12 protein-coding genes are annotated in these 16,322 nt (G+C 60.6%); 4 read left to right on the top strand and 8 right to left on the bottom strand.

Features of this window, described 5'->3' with window-relative positions:
• Nucleotides 1–17 precede the first annotated feature (17 nt).
• Nucleotides 18–1,595, bottom strand: coding sequence for a DUF1302 domain-containing protein (locus ACA056_RS18410; RefSeq protein ID WP_497266732.1), 1,578 nt, complete (start codon nt 1,593–1,595; stop codon nt 18–20).
• A gap of 264 nt (nt 1,596–1,859) precedes the next feature.
• Between ACA056_RS18410 and ACA056_RS18405 the strand changes: the two genes are divergently transcribed.
• On the top strand, nt 1,860–3,602 hold the full coding sequence (locus tag ACA056_RS18405) for an FAD-dependent oxidoreductase (protein WP_497266730.1): 1,743 nt from the start codon (nt 1,860–1,862) through the stop codon (nt 3,600–3,602).
• Entirely contained in the window at nt 3,599–4,477 is an 879-nt protein-coding gene (locus ACA056_RS18400; protein ID WP_497266728.1) for an SDR family NAD(P)-dependent oxidoreductase, read from the top strand. The genes ACA056_RS18405 and ACA056_RS18400 overlap by 4 nt, the downstream gene beginning before the upstream one ends.
• 144 nt (nt 4,478–4,621) lie before the next feature.
• Here ACA056_RS18400 and ACA056_RS18395 read toward each other — a convergent pair whose 3' ends face one another.
• The 7 genes from ACA056_RS18395 to ACA056_RS18365 all read right to left on the bottom strand — a co-directional run bounded on the left by ACA056_RS18395 (nt 4,622) and on the right by ACA056_RS18365 (nt 12,941).
• A complete protein-coding gene (locus tag ACA056_RS18395) occupies nt 4,622–6,202 on the bottom strand; it encodes a FadD3 family acyl-CoA ligase (protein WP_497266726.1) in 1,581 nt (526 codons plus the stop codon).
• Nucleotides 6,203–6,274: 72 nt separating this feature from the next.
• Entirely contained in the window at nt 6,275–7,021 is a 747-nt protein-coding gene (locus ACA056_RS18390; RefSeq protein WP_497266724.1) for an SDR family NAD(P)-dependent oxidoreductase, read from the bottom strand.
• A 99-nt stretch (nt 7,022–7,120) separates the two neighbouring features.
• On the bottom strand, nt 7,121–8,203 hold the full coding sequence (locus ACA056_RS18385) for a 2Fe-2S iron-sulfur cluster-binding protein (protein ID WP_497266722.1): 1,083 nt from the start codon (nt 8,201–8,203) through the stop codon (nt 7,121–7,123).
• Nucleotides 8,204–8,216: 13 nt separating this feature from the next.
• Entirely contained in the window at nt 8,217–8,972 is a 756-nt protein-coding gene (locus tag ACA056_RS18380) for a glucose 1-dehydrogenase (RefSeq protein WP_046049827.1), read from the bottom strand.
• A complete protein-coding gene (locus tag ACA056_RS18375; RefSeq protein WP_497266720.1) occupies nt 8,960–10,639 on the bottom strand; it encodes an FAD-binding protein in 1,680 nt (559 codons plus the stop codon). The genes ACA056_RS18380 and ACA056_RS18375 overlap by 13 nt, the downstream gene beginning before the upstream one ends.
• A gap of 11 nt (nt 10,640–10,650) precedes the next feature.
• A complete protein-coding gene (locus ACA056_RS18370; RefSeq protein WP_497266718.1) occupies nt 10,651–11,169 on the bottom strand; it encodes a flavin reductase family protein in 519 nt (172 codons plus the stop codon).
• Between the two features lie 234 nt (nt 11,170–11,403).
• Nucleotides 11,404–12,941, bottom strand: a protein-coding gene (locus tag ACA056_RS18365; RefSeq protein ID WP_497266439.1) for an IS3 family transposase whose coding sequence is annotated in 2 segments (ribosomal slippage) — nt 11,404–12,473 and nt 12,473–12,941 — 1,539 coding nt in all. Because the reading frame shifts where the segments join, the coding sequence is not laid out codon by codon here.
• A 684-nt stretch (nt 12,942–13,625) separates the two neighbouring features.
• Here ACA056_RS18365 and ACA056_RS18360 point away from each other — a divergent pair.
• Together ACA056_RS18360 and ACA056_RS18355 are read left to right on the top strand one after the other, a co-directional pair.
• Complete coding sequence (locus ACA056_RS18360) at nt 13,626–14,810, top strand: acyl-CoA dehydrogenase family protein (RefSeq protein ID WP_497266716.1); 1,185 nt, start codon at nt 13,626–13,628, stop codon at nt 14,808–14,810.
• 135 nt (nt 14,811–14,945) lie between these two features.
• Nucleotides 14,946–16,067: an LLM class flavin-dependent oxidoreductase gene (locus ACA056_RS18355; protein ID WP_449643350.1), complete on the top strand. Its 1,122-nt coding sequence runs from the start codon at nt 14,946–14,948 to the stop codon at nt 16,065–16,067.
• Nucleotides 16,068–16,322 lie beyond the last annotated feature (255 nt).

Below are 16,322 nucleotides of genomic sequence, written 5' to 3'. Positions count from 1 at the left end.
CTCCTCCATCAGGGGATTCAGAACCGGTATTTGAAGTTGAGGGCGACGTTGTCGCGGTCGGCCAACGGGGCGTTGTTGGCGTTGCCCAGGTAGGCGTTGTAACGGGCTTCAACGGTGAAGTTGCCCAGATAGCGCCACGAGCTGCCGATGCTCGCGCGGTCGTCGCCCTGGCCTGAGTTGATCGAGCCCACCAGTGCGCTGTCATGCTGGGCGGCGGTGCTGTAGGTGACGGGCACCGACATGTCCCAGCCGCTGAACACGTTGTTGTAATCGAAGTTCGCCTGAACCGTGTAACCGAAGGCGTCGCGGTCATAGACCAGACTGTCGGTGCCCGGCAGCGAGAATCCAGGGGCGAATGTCACAGGTTCCGACTTGTCGTTGCTGAGCACGGTGTTGTAGACCAGCTCACCGGTCAGCGTGGTGTTGTCGGCCCATGATGTCGGGCCGAGCACGTAGATCATCGCCGTCTGCGCCTGCATGGTTTTGCCGCGCACCGGGCTTGAGAAACCGTTGTCGACCATCACCGGCTGACCGTCGCGGTAGCTGACTTCACCGGCCCAGCTCACGCTGCCCAGCACCGTGGAGAAACTCGCGCCGTAAAGATCGATGTTGTCGAAGTAGCGCACACGGTAGTGCCCCAGGTCGGTCTGGAAATCCAGCGACGGGGTCTTGTCGTGGTAGCGCGAGTAGTAGAGGCCGAACTCGGTGTTGTTCAGCGACTCTGCCGCATAGGTCAGGGCCACACCGTATTGGCCGCTGTCGCTCGGCTTGTCGTCACCCAGGCGTGTCAGGAAACCGCTGGCGTCGTTGAAGCCACCCTCGTCGATGAAGTCGGTGGTGGAAAAGTAGCTACCCACGCCGAACAACTGGGTCTTTTCCCATTTGTATTGGTAGTAGGCCTGCAGATCGAGGCTGTCGGTCAGGCTGAACTGCGTGAACAATTGGCCGACGGGCAGCAGGATTTCCTTGACCTCAACCCCCGGAGTGGTCGACTTGGTCGCATCCACCGGGCTCTGGGCGGCGGAAATGCCGGGGTAGAACAGGCTTTCACCCCAGCTCACCACCTGATTGCCGAGCCGCGCGTTGAAGTTGTGGCCGCCGATGTCCCAGGTGCCATACGCGTAGTAATCGAGCATGCGCAGTTCATTGCGGTGTTGGTCGATGGTGTCCTGGGAAAAACGGTCGGGACGGTTGCAATGACCGCCGGCGAAGCAGTTCGAGGTGCCTGTGTCGTTGTCGTTGCCCTGATCGTAAACGTTGTCGTAGAAACCTGTCCCGCGCAGGAACACTCCGTAGTCCTCACGCCATTTGATGTTGGCCTCGGTGAGGAAACCAGTGCGGTTGTTGATCAGGCTGCCTTTGTCGAACGCGTTGTCGCCATCGTTGCCGTTGGCATTGGCCGTCAGCTTGTGATCGCGAGAGTCGGTCCGCCAGGCCAGGCTGTACGTCAGTGTGGTATCCCAGTCGACGCTCAAATCCTCGTTCGGCTGGAAACTCATGGCGCTGGCTTGACTGCCCAGTCCACCAGCCAGCAAGAGCATGGCCAGCTGTACGCGAGGGTGCAGCGATTGTGGGGCGATTATTGTTTTTATCATGTCGTCCTCATGCCCAGGTCAGACCTGCCCGACCTGCATTTCAGGGGGTGATTGGTGCTGTGGGCGACTATGGAGTCAGCTTTGGGGCGCAACATCGTCCAAGCGGACTAAGCGATTTGCACGGGGTAGGGGCGCCCATCGCCTTAGTCCCATCGGACGATGACCGTTCAGGGCACGCGGCGAACAATCCCGAGACCGACTGCACCGGGCGAAGATCTGGCGGCGGCGGTTTTTGCCTGATGGGCGCTGAGCAAGGGTGATCGCATGAAAGCTGCCGAGATCAAATGGGATGAGTGCTGCGATGTACTGGTGATTGGCTCCGGAGCGGGGGGAATGACTGCGGCGCTGCGTGCCCATGATCTGGGGCTCAATGCGCTATTGATCGAGAAGAGCGCCGAATACGGCGGCACCTCGGCGGTGTCCGGCGGCGGCATCTGGATACCTGACAACCATCGGATCAACGCCTTGGGCGGCAGCGATTCAGCAGCGGAAGCGATCGCCTATATCCGTGCGGTGACCCATGGTGAGATCGATGACGGGCGCATCGAAGCCTATGTCGAACACGGCCGCGAGATGGTCGAATACCTTGAACAACAGACCCGCGTGCGCTTCGAGGCGCAGCCTCGCTATGCCGATTACTACCCGGAAGTCGAAGGCGGAAAACCGGGCTACCGCTCCATGGACCCGCAACCGTTTGACGCCGCCGAATTGGGTGAAGAGTTTCTGCGCATGCGTGCGCCATCCCCCGGAACACTGATGATGGGACGCATGGCGATGACCATGAAAGAGGCGCAGGTGCTGTTGTGCCGTGGCCCTGGCTGGTTGCGACTGACGCTGCGGGTGATGTGGCGTTACTGGCGTGACCGCGAGGGACGGCGGTTGTCACACCGCGACCGCTTCCTGACTCTTGGCAATGCCCTGATCGGCGCGTTGCGCTGTTCGTTGCAGGATCGCGGCAAATCCCTTTGGCTGAACTGTGCACTGGAAGAACTGCTGCTCGTGGGTGATCGGGTTGGTGGCGCTCGCGTCTGTCGCGACGGGCAGTTACTCAACGTCAAGGCACGCTACGGCGTGATCATCGCGGCCGGTGGTTTCGAGCGTAATCAGGCGATGCGTACGCAGTATCTGCCACAGCCGACCCAGGCCACCTGGAGTGCCACACCGCCGCACAATACCGGTGACGGCATTCGTGCCGGTCAGGCAATCGGTGCTCGCACCGCGCTGATGGACCATAGCTGGTGGGCGCCGACCACCCATGTCCAGGGCGAGGAAAAACAGCGCGCACTGTTCGTCGAACGGACCTTGCCGGGCTGCGTACTGGTCAACTCTGCCGGCGAGCGCTTCGTCAACGAAGCCGCGCCCTATACCGATATCGTTTACGCGATGTACGCCAACAATCGCGAAGGCGCCGTGAGTGTGCCGTGCTGGATGGTGTTCGACGCCGAATTCCGCCGCAAGTACCCCTGTGGCGCGTTACTTCCAGGCTACGCCCAGCGCGATTGGCAGCTGCCCGAGCATCTGCGCGAGTACTTTTACAAGGCTGCGAGTTTGCAGGCGCTGGCAGAAAAAATCGGCGTCGACGGTGCCGGTCTGGTCCGTACGGTGCAGCGTTTCAACGGCATGGCCGTGCAGGGTGTCGACGCAGATTTCCATAAAGGTGAATCGCTGTTCGATCGCTACTACGGTGATCCGAATGTGCAGCCCAATCCGTGCCTGGCGCCGTTGCTCAAAGGTCCGTTCTACGCCGTGCGCATTGATGCCGGGGATATCGGCACCAAGGGTGGTTTGCTGACCGATGTTCACGCCCGCGTATTGCATGAGGACGGGCAACCCATCAACGGTTTGTATGCCATCGGCAACAGCGCCGCTTCGATGATGGGGCGCACGTACCCGGGCGCCGGTTCGACCATCGGCCCGGCAATGACCTTCGGTTACGTGGCGGCCAATCACATCAAGTGTCAGAGCGAGACCATCTCGGCCAAAAGCCTGTTCAGGAGCGTCGAATGAATCAGCCACTTAAACAAGTTGCCGTCGTGACGGGCGCCAGTCGCGGGGTCGGTCAGGGCATCGCCCTGGCCCTTGGCGCTGCGGGCATGACGGTGTTTGTCACAGGACGTGCGCCGGAGCACGGTGGATCGAATTTGTATGGGCATGCATTGCGCGGCTCACTCAAGGACACGGCTGCGGCGATTACTGCGGCGGGTGGGCGGGGTATCGCGGTGGTCTGCGATCATGCCGTTGATGCGCAGGTCCAGGCACTGTTCGCCCGGGTTGAAAAGGAATGCGGGCAACTGGATTTGCTGGTGAACAATGCCGCGTTCATTCACGACCAGTTGATCGAACCGGGGCCTTTCTGGGAGAAGCCGCTGGACCTGGTGCGCATCCTCGACGTTGGTCTGCGTTCGGCTTACATCGCCAGTTATCACGCCGCGCCGTTGTTGCTGCGCAGCGGTCGAGGGCTGATCTGTTTCACCTCGTCATTCGGTGCCGGGTGTTACATGCATGGCCCTGCGTATGGCGCGCAAAAAGCGGGTTGCGACAAGTTGGCGGCCGACATGGCCATCGACTTCGAGGGGCGAGGCGTGGCGGCGTTATCGCTATGGCTCGGCCCGCAACTGACCGAACGCACCCGGATAGCCGGCGAGCAGCATGGAGAGCAATACAAGGCCTTTCTGGCGGATGCCGAAACCCCGCAATTCAATGGCCGGGTGATTCACGCTCTGCTCAATGACCCGCAGTTGATGACGTTCTCCGGGCAGACATTAATCACCGCCGAAATAGCTGCCGGTTACGGTATCAGCGAAGCCGGCGGTCGCCAGCCACCTTCCCACCGCGCCATGCTCGGCGACCCGCGCCAGCAACATCCGGCACGGGTGGTCTAGTCCACATTCGGCAGGTCAAACACAAAACCCTGTGGGAGCGAGCTTGCTCCGGGCGGCGTTCCGACGATGGCAATTGTTCATTCAACATTGATGCTGACTGATACACCGCTTTCGCGAGCAGGCTCACTCCCACAGGGATTGCGTTTAATTGACTGGCTGCGAGGCCCACTCACGCAACACATTCTTGGTCACTTTGCCCGCTGCGTTGAGCGGCATGCTCTCAAGCACTCGCACCCGGCGCGGCACTTTGTAGTTGGCCATCTGCTCGCGGCACCAGGCGAGGAACCGGGCCTGCTCGATCTCTATGCCCGGCGCTGGCAGCAGGAAGGCCATCGCCACTTCACCAAGACGTTCATCGGGGATGCCGATCACCGCGACCTGGGCCACGCCGGGGTAGGTCAGCAAACAGTGTTCGATCTCTGCTGGGTACACGTTGAAACCTCCAGTGATGAACATGTCCTTGAGGCGGTCGGTGATGCGCAGGTAACCCTGTTCGTCGAGCACGCCGATGTCCCCGGTGTGCAGCCAGCCGTCGGCATCGAGGACTTCCCGGCTGGCCTGCGGATCATTGAAATAACCCTGCATCAGGTTGTAGCCGCGCACCTGAACCTCGCCGGGAACGTTGGCCGGTTGGCTGCGGCCCGTGTTACCAACGCAGCGGATTTCCACGCCAGGCATGGCCCGGCCACTAGTGTTGGCGACCAATTCCGGCGAATCACCAGGACGGCAGATCGTCGCAAAACCGCAGACTTCGGTAAGACCATAGGCGGTGACAATGGTGGCGAACCCCAGTTCGTCACGCATGCGCCGGATCATCTCCACTGGAATCGCCGCGGCACCCGTCACCGCTACCCGCAATGATGTCAGGTCAAATTCGCTGCGTTGCGGATGGGCAAGCAATGACTGATAGAGCGTCGGTGGGCCAGGCAGCACGGTGATCCGTTCGCGCTCGACGCATTCAAGCACCGCCTGCACATCGAACACCTGCAGCGGCACGATGGTGCAGCCGCGCATCAGCGCCGCCAGCCAACCGGCCTTGTAACCGAAAGAATGGAAGAACGGATTGACGATCAGGTAGCGATCGCCCTCACGCAAACCCACCACCTCGCTCCAATCGCGCACCACCCGCAGGTTTTGTCCATGGTTGGTCATCACGCCTTTGGGCTTGCCGGTGGTGCCCGAAGTGAACAGCAGGTCGGACAGTGCTTGTGGGCCAACGCTGCGTTCGCGGGTTTGCAGCGTCAGTTGCGACACGTCGGCTGCCAGACCGAGAAAATCTTCCCACCCCAGCGTGCTTGACCCGCCGCTGCGCAAGGTGACGATCTGGCGCAGCGCTGGCAGGTCCTCAGACGCCAGCATGCCCGGGTAATCGGCACCCAGAAATTCACCGATGGCAAACAGCACGCAGGCACCGCTTTGGCGAAGGATAAAACCGGCCTCGCTGCCTTTCATGCGGGTGTTGAGTGGCACCAGTGCAGCACCGACGCTTTGTAGCGCACCGGCGGCCACGATCCATTCCCACATATTAGGCGCCCAGATCGCCACCCGATCCCCGGCTTGAACGTTCATCGCCAGCAGCGCGCGGGCGGCTTGGCGGCGCAGTTGGTCGAGTTCTCGGTAGCTGATCGAGCGCCCGTCATCCTCGATGGCCGGGCGGTCGCCGTAGGCCTGGGCAGCGTTGGCGAACAGTTGGGCGATGGTCAGTGCGTGTGCGACAGGCGGCATGGGGCCTCCCCGGTTAGAAGACAGTGGCGAAAAAGGGAGTGGGCCGGGCAGGGCGCCCGACCGGATAGCGAATTACTGGGTGGGCGGGGCGAAGCGGCGACCGGCGGAGAAACCACCGTCCACGGCGATCATCTGGCCGCTGACAAAGGACGCTTCGTCTGAAGCCAGGAACAGCGCGACGTTGGCCACTTCTTCCGGTTGCCCGGAGCGATTGAGCATGTGCTGCGAGGCGAAGAAGGCGTGGAAGGCTTCCTGCTCGCGGACCATGCTGGTCATCGGCGTTTCGATCAGGCCGGGGCACAAGCCGTTGACGCGGATATTGGCATAGCCATAGTCAATGGCCATCGAGCGCGTTAGTTGGTTGATACCACCCTTGGAGACGTTATAGGCAACGTTGCCGTCGCAGCCTTGCAGGCCGAAAATCGAGCCGACATTGATGATCGAACCGCTGCGTTGCGACACCATCGATTCCAGCGCGTATTTGCTGGTGAGCATGCTGCCCGTCAGGTTGATGTCCATCACCCGTTGCCAGTTGGCGGTGGTGGTTTGGGTCACGCTGCCCTGATCGGCAACGCCGGCTGCGTTGACCAGCACGTCGATGCGCCCGAAGTGGCCGATGACTTCTTGCATGACCTGCTGGACCTGCGCTTCGTCGCGCACATCGAGGGTCATGAACAGGCCAGGGAAATCCGCCGGTGCGGTGCCGATGTCCAGCCCGACCACTTGCGCGCCTTCAGCGGCGAAGCGGCGCACACAGGCCAGACCGATCCCGGAAGCGCCGCCGGTAACCACCGCGACCTTGTTCTGCAAACGAGCCATAACTGCACCTCTTTTATTGTTGTGGGCTAATGCTGTGGCCGAGTCTAACCGCAGACCCGGCCAAGGTGATCGTCCGTTGAGACTATGGCTGACGGACGTTCAATCCGGGAATTTCAACCGTACCCGGGCGCCGGTTGGACGGCTCTGGCAGGCCAGCGTCCAGCCTTCGGCCAACTCTTTGGGACTGAGCACATCGTTGCGTGCCAACTGAATCTCACCTTCCTGGACGACGCACATGCAGGCCCCGCAAAACCCTTCTTCGCAAGAAGAGGGCACGTCCAGGCCTGCCGCTTTGCAGCTTTGCAGCAGGGTCTCGCCGGGGCGGCAGGCAATCTCGTGCGGTTGACCATCGAGCTCGACAATCAGCGCCTCGCACAGTGATCCGAGGGCCGCGACCCGGGCCAGGGTTTCTTCCGCGAGTAGTACGTCGGGATCCGGAGGCGAGACAAAGCGTTCGACATGGATGCGTTCGGCGGCTTCGCCCAGTCCCAGCAGCGTGCGCTCCACAGTGTCCATGAACGGTCCCGGTCCGCAGATGAAGTAGTCACCGCCAGCCGATCCGCGCAGCAGATGACGCACCTGGGCGTCGGTCAGAAACCCCTGAACCGAGTCGAGGACGTGCACCACGTGCAGTTGATCAGGATGCGCCTTGATCAACTGACGCAGCTCATCCTTGAAAATCACCGAGGCTTCATCACGGTTGGCGTAGATCAACTTGATCGGCCGCCGGCTACTGTGCAGCGTCGATTTGAGAATGGAAAACACCGGGGTGATGCCCGACCCGCCGCCGAACAGCACCAGCGGTCTATCGACCGATTGCTCCTCGTTCAGGCAGAAATGCCCCGCCGGCGGCAACACCTCCAGCCAGTCACCGACCTGTACCTCGTTCATCCAGTTCGACACCCGGCCGCCCTCGACCCGTTTGACCGTGACCTTGGGCAGCGCATCCGACAGCGGCGAGCTGGCCATGGAGTAACAGCGGGTCAAGAGTTTGCCGGCGCAAGGCACGCGAAAACTCAGGAACTGGCCCGGTTTGTAACGAAAGCGCTCACGCAAGGTTGGCGGTATATCCAGCACCAGCGAGCGCGCATCAAAGGTCTCGTCGATCACCGCGCACACTTGCAATGAGTAGCTTCCCGTCGCTGATTCGGCCGGTGTCAGGTTCTGCTGTTGCGTGCCCATGTTCACCTCGGCCTCAGAGCCCGCTGATCAATTGGGCGTTGTCGACGCGGATCTCGGCACCGTTGACGAAACGTGACTCGTCAGTGGCGAGGAACAGCACCACATTGGCAATGTCCCGGGGCGCACACATGCGGTTCATCGGGTCTTGGTCGAGGGCTTCCTGAGGGATCGGCTGACCGCCGGTCAAGGCCTGGGTCATCGGCGTGTTGACGCCATCCGGGTGCACGCTGTTGCAGCGAATGCGGTAGCCCTGTTGCTTGCAGTGCAAGGCAATCGAGCGAGTCATTGCCGCCACCGCGCCTTTGGACGCCGAGTAGGCACAGAACATCGGCATCGCGCCCAGCGCCGCCACCGACGACATATTGATGATCGAGCCACCGCCGGTTTCCTTCATGGCCTGGATCGCGTATTTGCAGCCGAGAAAGTACCCGTCACCATTGATTTTCTGCACCTTCTGCCACAGTTCAAGCGTGGTGTCTTCGATGCTGCCCAAGGCCAGAATCGCAGCGTTGTTCACCAGTACGTCGAGGCGCCCGAAGTGTTCCAGGGTGGTTTTGATCACCTGTTGCCAGTCGCTTTCGCTGGCAATGTCGTGGCGAATGAACAGCGCATTGCTGCCGATTTCTGCGGCGACCTGGCGTCCGGCTTCTTCGTTGAGATCAGTCAGCACGACTTTGGCACCTTCGCGGGCCAGCAGCAGGGCGTCTTCGCGACCGATGCCGCTGGCGGCGCCGGTGATGATGCAGACTTTGCCTTCTACACGTTGCATTGTTGTTCTCCTGAGCGTGTGGTTTGAAGTGCGACTTGATCGACCAGATGGGCAGCGGCCCGACGACCGGAATAGATGCAATCGGCCAGCGACAGGCCGGAGACATAGAGGTTGGAAGCGACTCCGACAGCATTGCGACCGGCGCTGTAAAGACCCCGGATCGGCTGACCTGCGTGGTCCAGCACCTGACCGCTGTGCTCGCAGACTTTCAGCCCGCCAAGGGTGATGACAGGGCAGGGAAACAGGCGGCTGGCGAATGACAGATCGAGGGCGTACCACGGCCCCTGGTCCATGTCGGCGAGCATGGCTTGCGACTTGCCGAACGTATCAACGACTTCGCCCCGCGCGGCGCGGCTATAGGTTTCTACGCTCTGTCGCAAGGCATCGATGGGCAATCCGCAACGCTTGGCCAGCCTCGTCAAACTGTTGCTGCGCCGGGCGTTAAACAGCAAATTGAGCAGCACCGGCAGGCGCTGGAATTGCCAGACTTTGCCCGGTCCGACCTGATGCAATGCCTCGCGCACCAACGCCCGGTTGAGAATCAGAATCGCGCGACCGTCCTGCTCTTCGACCATCGCGTGGCCGAGGGTCGCACCGTAGATTTCTTCGTTGACGTAACGCTGGCCCCGGGCATTGACGATCAACCCTCGGGCCCAGGCCAGTGGTGGATTGATAAAACGCCAGGCGCTGACTTTATTCATCCGCGCCACGCTGCCACCGGCACTCTGGCCCAGGGCGATTCCGCTGCCGTTACAGGCTGTGGTCCCCAGCGGCAAACCGGCCAGATACTGCGGCGCATGCTGGCGGACCCACCCGCGATTGAAGATGAAACCGCCGCTGCTCAGCAACACACCCTGTTCGGCGCGAATCAGCTGGCGTTCGGCACTGGTTTGTTCGATGCGTCGCAAGCGAGCGCGCAAACGGTCGGCCAATGCCGGGGCGTACATGTGGATGGCGCTGGCCCAGCGTGAAAACCGGGCATGTTGACGGGCTGCGCGACTACCGGGCGGCAGGTACCAGGCTTCGACCCCCAGCACGTGATCGTTGGTATCGAGCACCAGCCGTCGCACTTCGCACTGGCTACGCAGGCGTGCACCGTGACGCAAGGCGCTGGCCTTGAGCGGGGCGAACAGGCTGGCGCCGGACATGCCGGGGCCTTTGGTGCGGTGACCGCGAGGTGCCGGTTTTGCAATGGCGGCATAGGCCGGCACGGCTTCGTTGCCGGAGTAATAGAGGTAGTACTGGTCGCTTGGATACGAGGTTTTGTGCGGCGGCACGCTGAATTCGAACGCGACACCCTGATGCTCAAGCCACGCCAGTTGCTGGGCACTGCCTTCGCAGAAACTACGCAGTGTCTGGCTGCTAACGGCCTCGCCGACTTCCTGACGCAGGTAGTTGAACATCGCTTCGCTGCTGTCTTCATAGCCGGCCTGGCGCTGATACGGCGTGCCGCCACCGGCATACACCACTCCACCACTGAGCGCGGTGGCGCCGCCACCTTCAAAGCGGTCCAGCGCCAGCACCGCCAATCCGCGACTGGCCGCTTCGATGGCGGCACAGGCGCCGGCGCCACCAAAACCGACGACCAGCAGGTCGCAGCGGTCATCCCATTGCAGCTGGTCGGCGCGGGTCACTCGCAGCGCCGTCAACCCGTTCAGGCTGTCCATTTTTTCAGGCCTCAGCCGGCGGCGGCGGCGAAGGAGGGTGCGGGTTTGGCGGTGGTGGTGTAGGTGCCGTCGAGGTAGACCAGCGGGGTGATCGCTTCGCTGGTGTGGATTTGCAGGATGCGTCCGATGAAGACGGTGTGGGTGCCGTAGCTGAAGTGGCCGTCTTGCCGGCAGAGGATTGCCGATTGGGCGTCTCCCAGATAGGGAATGCCGCCGGCACTGGTCAGCCAGTTGCCTCGGTCAAATCGTGCTTCGCCTTTGATTGCGCCGCTGCACAGGTGGGCGAGGTCTTGTTGTTCGACGCCGAGGATGTTGACGCAGAAGTCTGCGCCGGTCGCCAGTGCGGCATGGGGGGAGGCGGTTTTGTTGATGCAGATGAGTAGCGAGGGTGGTTCGGTGCTGAGGGAATCGACTGCCGTGGCGGCCATGGCGAAGCGCTCGGAGCCGTTACTGGTGCTGATTATGGTGACTGACTTGGCCAGGCGGCGCATGGCCTGGAGCATGTCGGCTTTCAAATTGATGTCGTTCATCGCACTAGCCCTTTCGTTGTGCATGGAGTGCGATGGATTCTTGCTCTGACGCCCCGCCGTAACATCGTCCGAGGGGACTAGGCCTTGGCGGCCTTTGGGCCGACCAGGTTTTTGTTGGTTGAGTACATATCCATTTCTTCGGTGATGGCGGCTGGCGGTTTCGCCCTTACGGCGACTCACTTTTTTTTCAAACCGGTACGTGTCAAGGTACCTGTCACCTTGTTCCAACTGTTGTTAGCCAGCTGCACCCTTAACCTCAGGGCGCTCTGGGTTTAAATACACCGCATCTGCCAGCTTCCAGTTGCGTGTCCGAGTACTCCAGCGGCTCGGATTAGCGTCCCTGGCGTCTTCATAAAGCACTGCTCTAGCTTGTAATAGAACCGTCGCCTTGCCTTCGTGGCGTTCGTTCGGCGTGACGTATTTCAAGGCGCTGTGGCGGTGATCTTCGTTGTACCACTCGATAAATTTCTGCACCCAAAGCCTTGCTTCAGTGACCGTATCAAATGGTTGATCCGGCCAGAGTGGGCAGTACTTGGCGGTACGGAAAAGCGCCTCGGCATAAGCGTTGTCATTGCTCACCCTCGGCCGGCTGAAGGACGGCTCGACGCCCAGGGCGATCATGCTTTCACGTAATAAAGAGCCTCTCATAACGTGGCCGTTATCCGAGTGCAACACCAACGGACGACCCGCTGTGTGCTCCCGCAAGCATCCCTTTCTGAGCAACTCACACGCGTGTTCGGCACATTCCACCTCATGCACTTCATTAGCGACCAGCTTGCGGCTGTAGACATCCTTGACCATGTACCAGTAGAAAAAACGGCCTTTGACGGTGCTGGGCAGCCAGGTGATATCCCAGCACCACACCTGATTGGGTGCGTCAGCACGGTGCGTCGTCAGTACTCTGCGTTTCGGGGTCTTGGTACGACCACGGCGCACGTTTTGATTGGCGGCTTTTAACACACGGTAAAACGTCGACTCCGAAGCCAGATAAATGCCTTCATCCGCTAGTTTTGGAACGATTTGGTGCGGGGTGAGGCTGGCGTAGCCAGCCTGATTGGCAGCATCAAGCACCGCTTGGCGTTCTGTCTCACTGAGCTTATTAGCCGGAGCTGCCCGTTGAGCCAGCCGTCGTCCGTCACAGTCAGCGTGTCGCCAGCGTTGGACTGTGCGCAGGCTCAGCCCCAACTCATTGCAGGCTCGATATCGACGAGCGCCATTGAGTACCGCGTCTGCAATCAACTTCATGGCTTGCGTACGATCAGAGGCGTCGATCAGTCTTCCTTGTCCTTGCCCCAGATCGCATTGGCTTTTTTTCTGAGATCCAGCAAGGCCACCGCCTCCGCACGTCCGGCATCAGACTGAATCAATTGACGCTCAAGTATTTTGATACGCCGTTGCTCGGCCGTCTTAGAGGTTCGAGAGTTGAGATCAACGACCGGATTGGCGTTTTGGCATGCCATTCGCCACTGTTGGATTTGCTCAGGGTAAATGCCTTTGATTCGGCAATACTGAGAGATCTCCACCTCGCTCAACGGCGCGGTTTCCATGACAGCATTGAATTTATCGGCGCTAGACCATTGGTCACTGGTCTTGCCGTTTCCCGGAACGATCAAGCCTTTATCTCTAGCCATTTGTCTCCAATTTCGCAGCGACTGTGGCGTGAGATTGAGCGCAACGGCAAGTTCTGCCACTGATCGATTGAGGGGCGGCATCATTTGCAAAACGACCCAATCTTTGAAGTCGTTGTCGTAGCGTTTGCCTAGCTTGGACATCGATATGTACCTTCGCCCTCTTGAATGAACGAGTCAATCAACAAGGGCGACAGGTAGCCTGACACGGAGGGAAACGCCAAAAAAAAGTAAGCAAAAAAAGGCTCGCCCCAAGCGTCCGGCCCCTCGCTTAGGCTCGGCGTTCCTTCGTTCCGGTATCCATCCGGGGACACTGCCCTCCGGTCTGCTTCGCGACGACCTACATGCAGCGTGTTCGACTGCGTCGAACGGCGCTGCGCGCCACTCCCCGGATGAACACCTCCACTCAGCCTCCCGAAGGGGCGGGTGGATCAAGATCACAAGCTGCAGGCGAGCTAACGCTCGGCCTGTTGAGTGGTGAGAAGCGGACGGTGTGCACTGTCCCAATGTGGGAGCGAGCCTGCTCGCGAAAGCGGCCTGACAGCCGACCGGTTTTTTGCAGGTGTACACCGAACCCCTGTGGGAGCGAGCTTGCTCGCGATGGCGGTCTATCTGCCAGCCAATCTCTCAAGGTTGATTCAATGACTTCAGGAATTACCGGAGACTGCATTCTTTCGCTCTTCTCTTAGGTACATGGTCCGTTTGAGGGATGCCCACCGCCCCACGCATTGCTTGAATGCCGCTGTGGAGGCGAGCATCACTGGTGCTGCATCCGCCCCGCTGCACGCGCGCCCCGGCGGATGGGGTGAAGAGAGGAGAACAATAAAAATGCTCAACCAAGACCTGATTCGCCAGCGTCTGAGCCAACGTGCCCGTGAGCTGGTGCCGATCTTGCGTGAACGCGCCCAGAACGCCGCGCAAGCCGGCCAGTTGCCTGAAGAAACGCTGAAGGATTTCCACGACGCCGGGTTCTTTCGCATTCTTCAGCCATCGCGCTGGGAAGGTTATGAACTCGAACCCAAGGACTTCTTCGAAGTGCAGATGACCCTCGCCGAAGGCTGCATGTCCTCGGCCTGGGTGCTGGGGGTGGTGGCGATCCATAACTGGCAACTGGCGCTGTTCGATGACCGTGCGGCACAGGATGTCTGGGGCGCCGACTCCAGTGTGCTGATCTCTTCTTCCTATATGCCGGTGGGCAAGGTCGAGCGGGTCGAGAATGGTTTCAAGCTGAGCGGGCGCTGGGGGTTTTCTTCCGGCAGCAAGCATTGCGACTGGGTGTTCTTGGGGGCGTTGGTGCCACCAGAGGAGGCGGGCGGGGCGCCGGATTACCGGACTTTCCTGGTGCCGCGCAGCGACTACCAGGTGCTCGACAACTGGAATGTCATGGGCCTGGAAGCCACCGGCTCCCACGACATCCTGGTGGAGAACGTCTTCGTTCCGGAGTACCGCACTCATCGGGCGTTCGACGGTTTCATGCAGGACAGTCCGGGTAACGCAGTGAACACCGCACCGCTGTTCCGCCTGCCATTCGGGCAGATTTTTGTGCGGGCGGTGTCGTCCTCGGCCATTGGTGCCCTGCAGGGCGCGGTGGATCAGTTTGTCGAGCACAACCGCGCGCGGGTCGGGGTCAACGATGGTCGCAAAATGGTCCAGGACCCAGCCGCGCAATCCGCGCTGGCCAACGCCATGGTCTGCGTCGACGAGTGCAAAACCGTCCTGCTGCGCAACTTCGCTCTGATGATGCAACGGGCCCAAAGCGCAGAGCCGTTGAACATGCCCGAGCGGGTGAAGATGCGTTACGACTCGGCGCTGGTCGCCGACAAATGCGCCAAAGCGGTTGCCGACCTGATGTTCAACAGCGGCGCCTCGACCATCTTCCGCAGCCACGCGATCAATCGGGCATTTCGCGATATTCACACCGGTCGCGCCCACGTCGCGAACAACCCGGCCAAGTACGCCTGGAATCTCGGCGGGGTCAGCATGGGCCAGGACAGCAACGACTTTTTTCTCTGACGTTTTCCTACGGATCTTCCCTATGAGTCGGCTAGTCCGTTTGCGTGATTCGAGCGCCTCTTTGATGCCCGAGCATGGGCACAAGGCGTAGGTCTCAGGCGCCGACTGCGCATCCAATAAACACAAGGATCAACCATGAAATTTTCACTGATTTACGAAGCCCAGACGGTGGACTCCAGCCGCGAAGGTGACCGCAAGATTTTCGAAGACACCGTCGAGCAGGCCGTATTGGCCGACAAGCTCGGCTTCGACACCTTCTGGTGCGTGGAGCACACGGCGCTGAGCAACTACTCGCACATGTCCGCGCCGGAAACCATGCTGGCCTTCGTCGCCGGAAAAACTGAACGCATCGGCATCGGCCACGGCGTGGTCTGCCTGCCACCGGCGATGAACCACCCGGTGAAAGTGGCGGAACGCATAGCGACCCTCGACCTGTTGTCCAAAGGCCGGGTACATTTTGGCGTCGGTAAGGGCGGCACCCAGCAGGAGGCCGGCACCTTCGGTTACGACCTGGCCACGTTGCAGCCGCAGATCGACGAGATGATGTACCTGATCCCGAAAATGTTCGTGCAGGACGAAATCGAACACAACGGCGACTTTGTGCAGATTCCCAAACGGCCGATCCATCCCAAGCCTTATCAAGACCCGCACCCGCCGATGTACCTGGCCTGCACCAACACCGAGTCGCTGAAAAACGCCGGCGGTCGCGGCATGGGCGCCCTGGTGCTGGGCTTCGGTGGCCCGGAAGAAATCGCCAAGAAAGTCGAGGTCTACCATGAAGCCTGGGACAACCGCGATGAGAAGAAACAAGTGGGTTTCCGTCCCAACCGGCACATCGCAGCCCTGTGCCCGGCCATCGTGTTGGAAAACAACGAAGAGGCGCGCCGCATCGGCATCCGTGGCCAGCGCTACTTCATGGAATCGTTGGGCTACTGGTACGGCGGTGGCGAGCGTCCGGACCCGGAGAAGTGGAAGGACGACACCTTCGTCGATGGCAACGGCCAGAGCGTGATCAAGTCGCGCTTCGCCTCGGAAGAAGTCAGCGTCGATTTCTCTGACCCGACCATGGCGATGATGAACCCCAACCACGCCTACGGCACCGTCGAGGATTGCATCGGTTACGTGCAACGGTTGATCGATGCCGGTGCCGACGAAATCCTGTTCATCTGCCAGATGGGCACCGTGCCGCAATGGGCGCAACTGGAGACCTTACGCAACATTGGCGAGAAAGTGATTCCGCATTTCCGCAAGGCTTAAAACCCGCCACTTACGCATCTGAACACCACATCACCCCTGTGGGAGCGAGCTTGCTCGCGATAGCGCTCTTCCATTCAACATCAATGTTGACTGGTATGACCCCATCGCGAGCAAGCTCGCTCCCACAGTTTTTTTATGTGATCACCCCATCATTTCCGCTAGTCCCATTGGACGATGTTCCCCCCGCGCAAACCCGTTTGAATAGCCCTACATAAAGTCTCCCCCGGCAGCCGCCGATGGGTGGCTCGGCCTGAA

This window comes from Pseudomonas sp. LBUM1666 (assembly GCF_059695775.1).
Note: the sequence above shows the minus strand (reverse complement) of the source record. Positions and strands in the feature narration are given on the sequence as shown.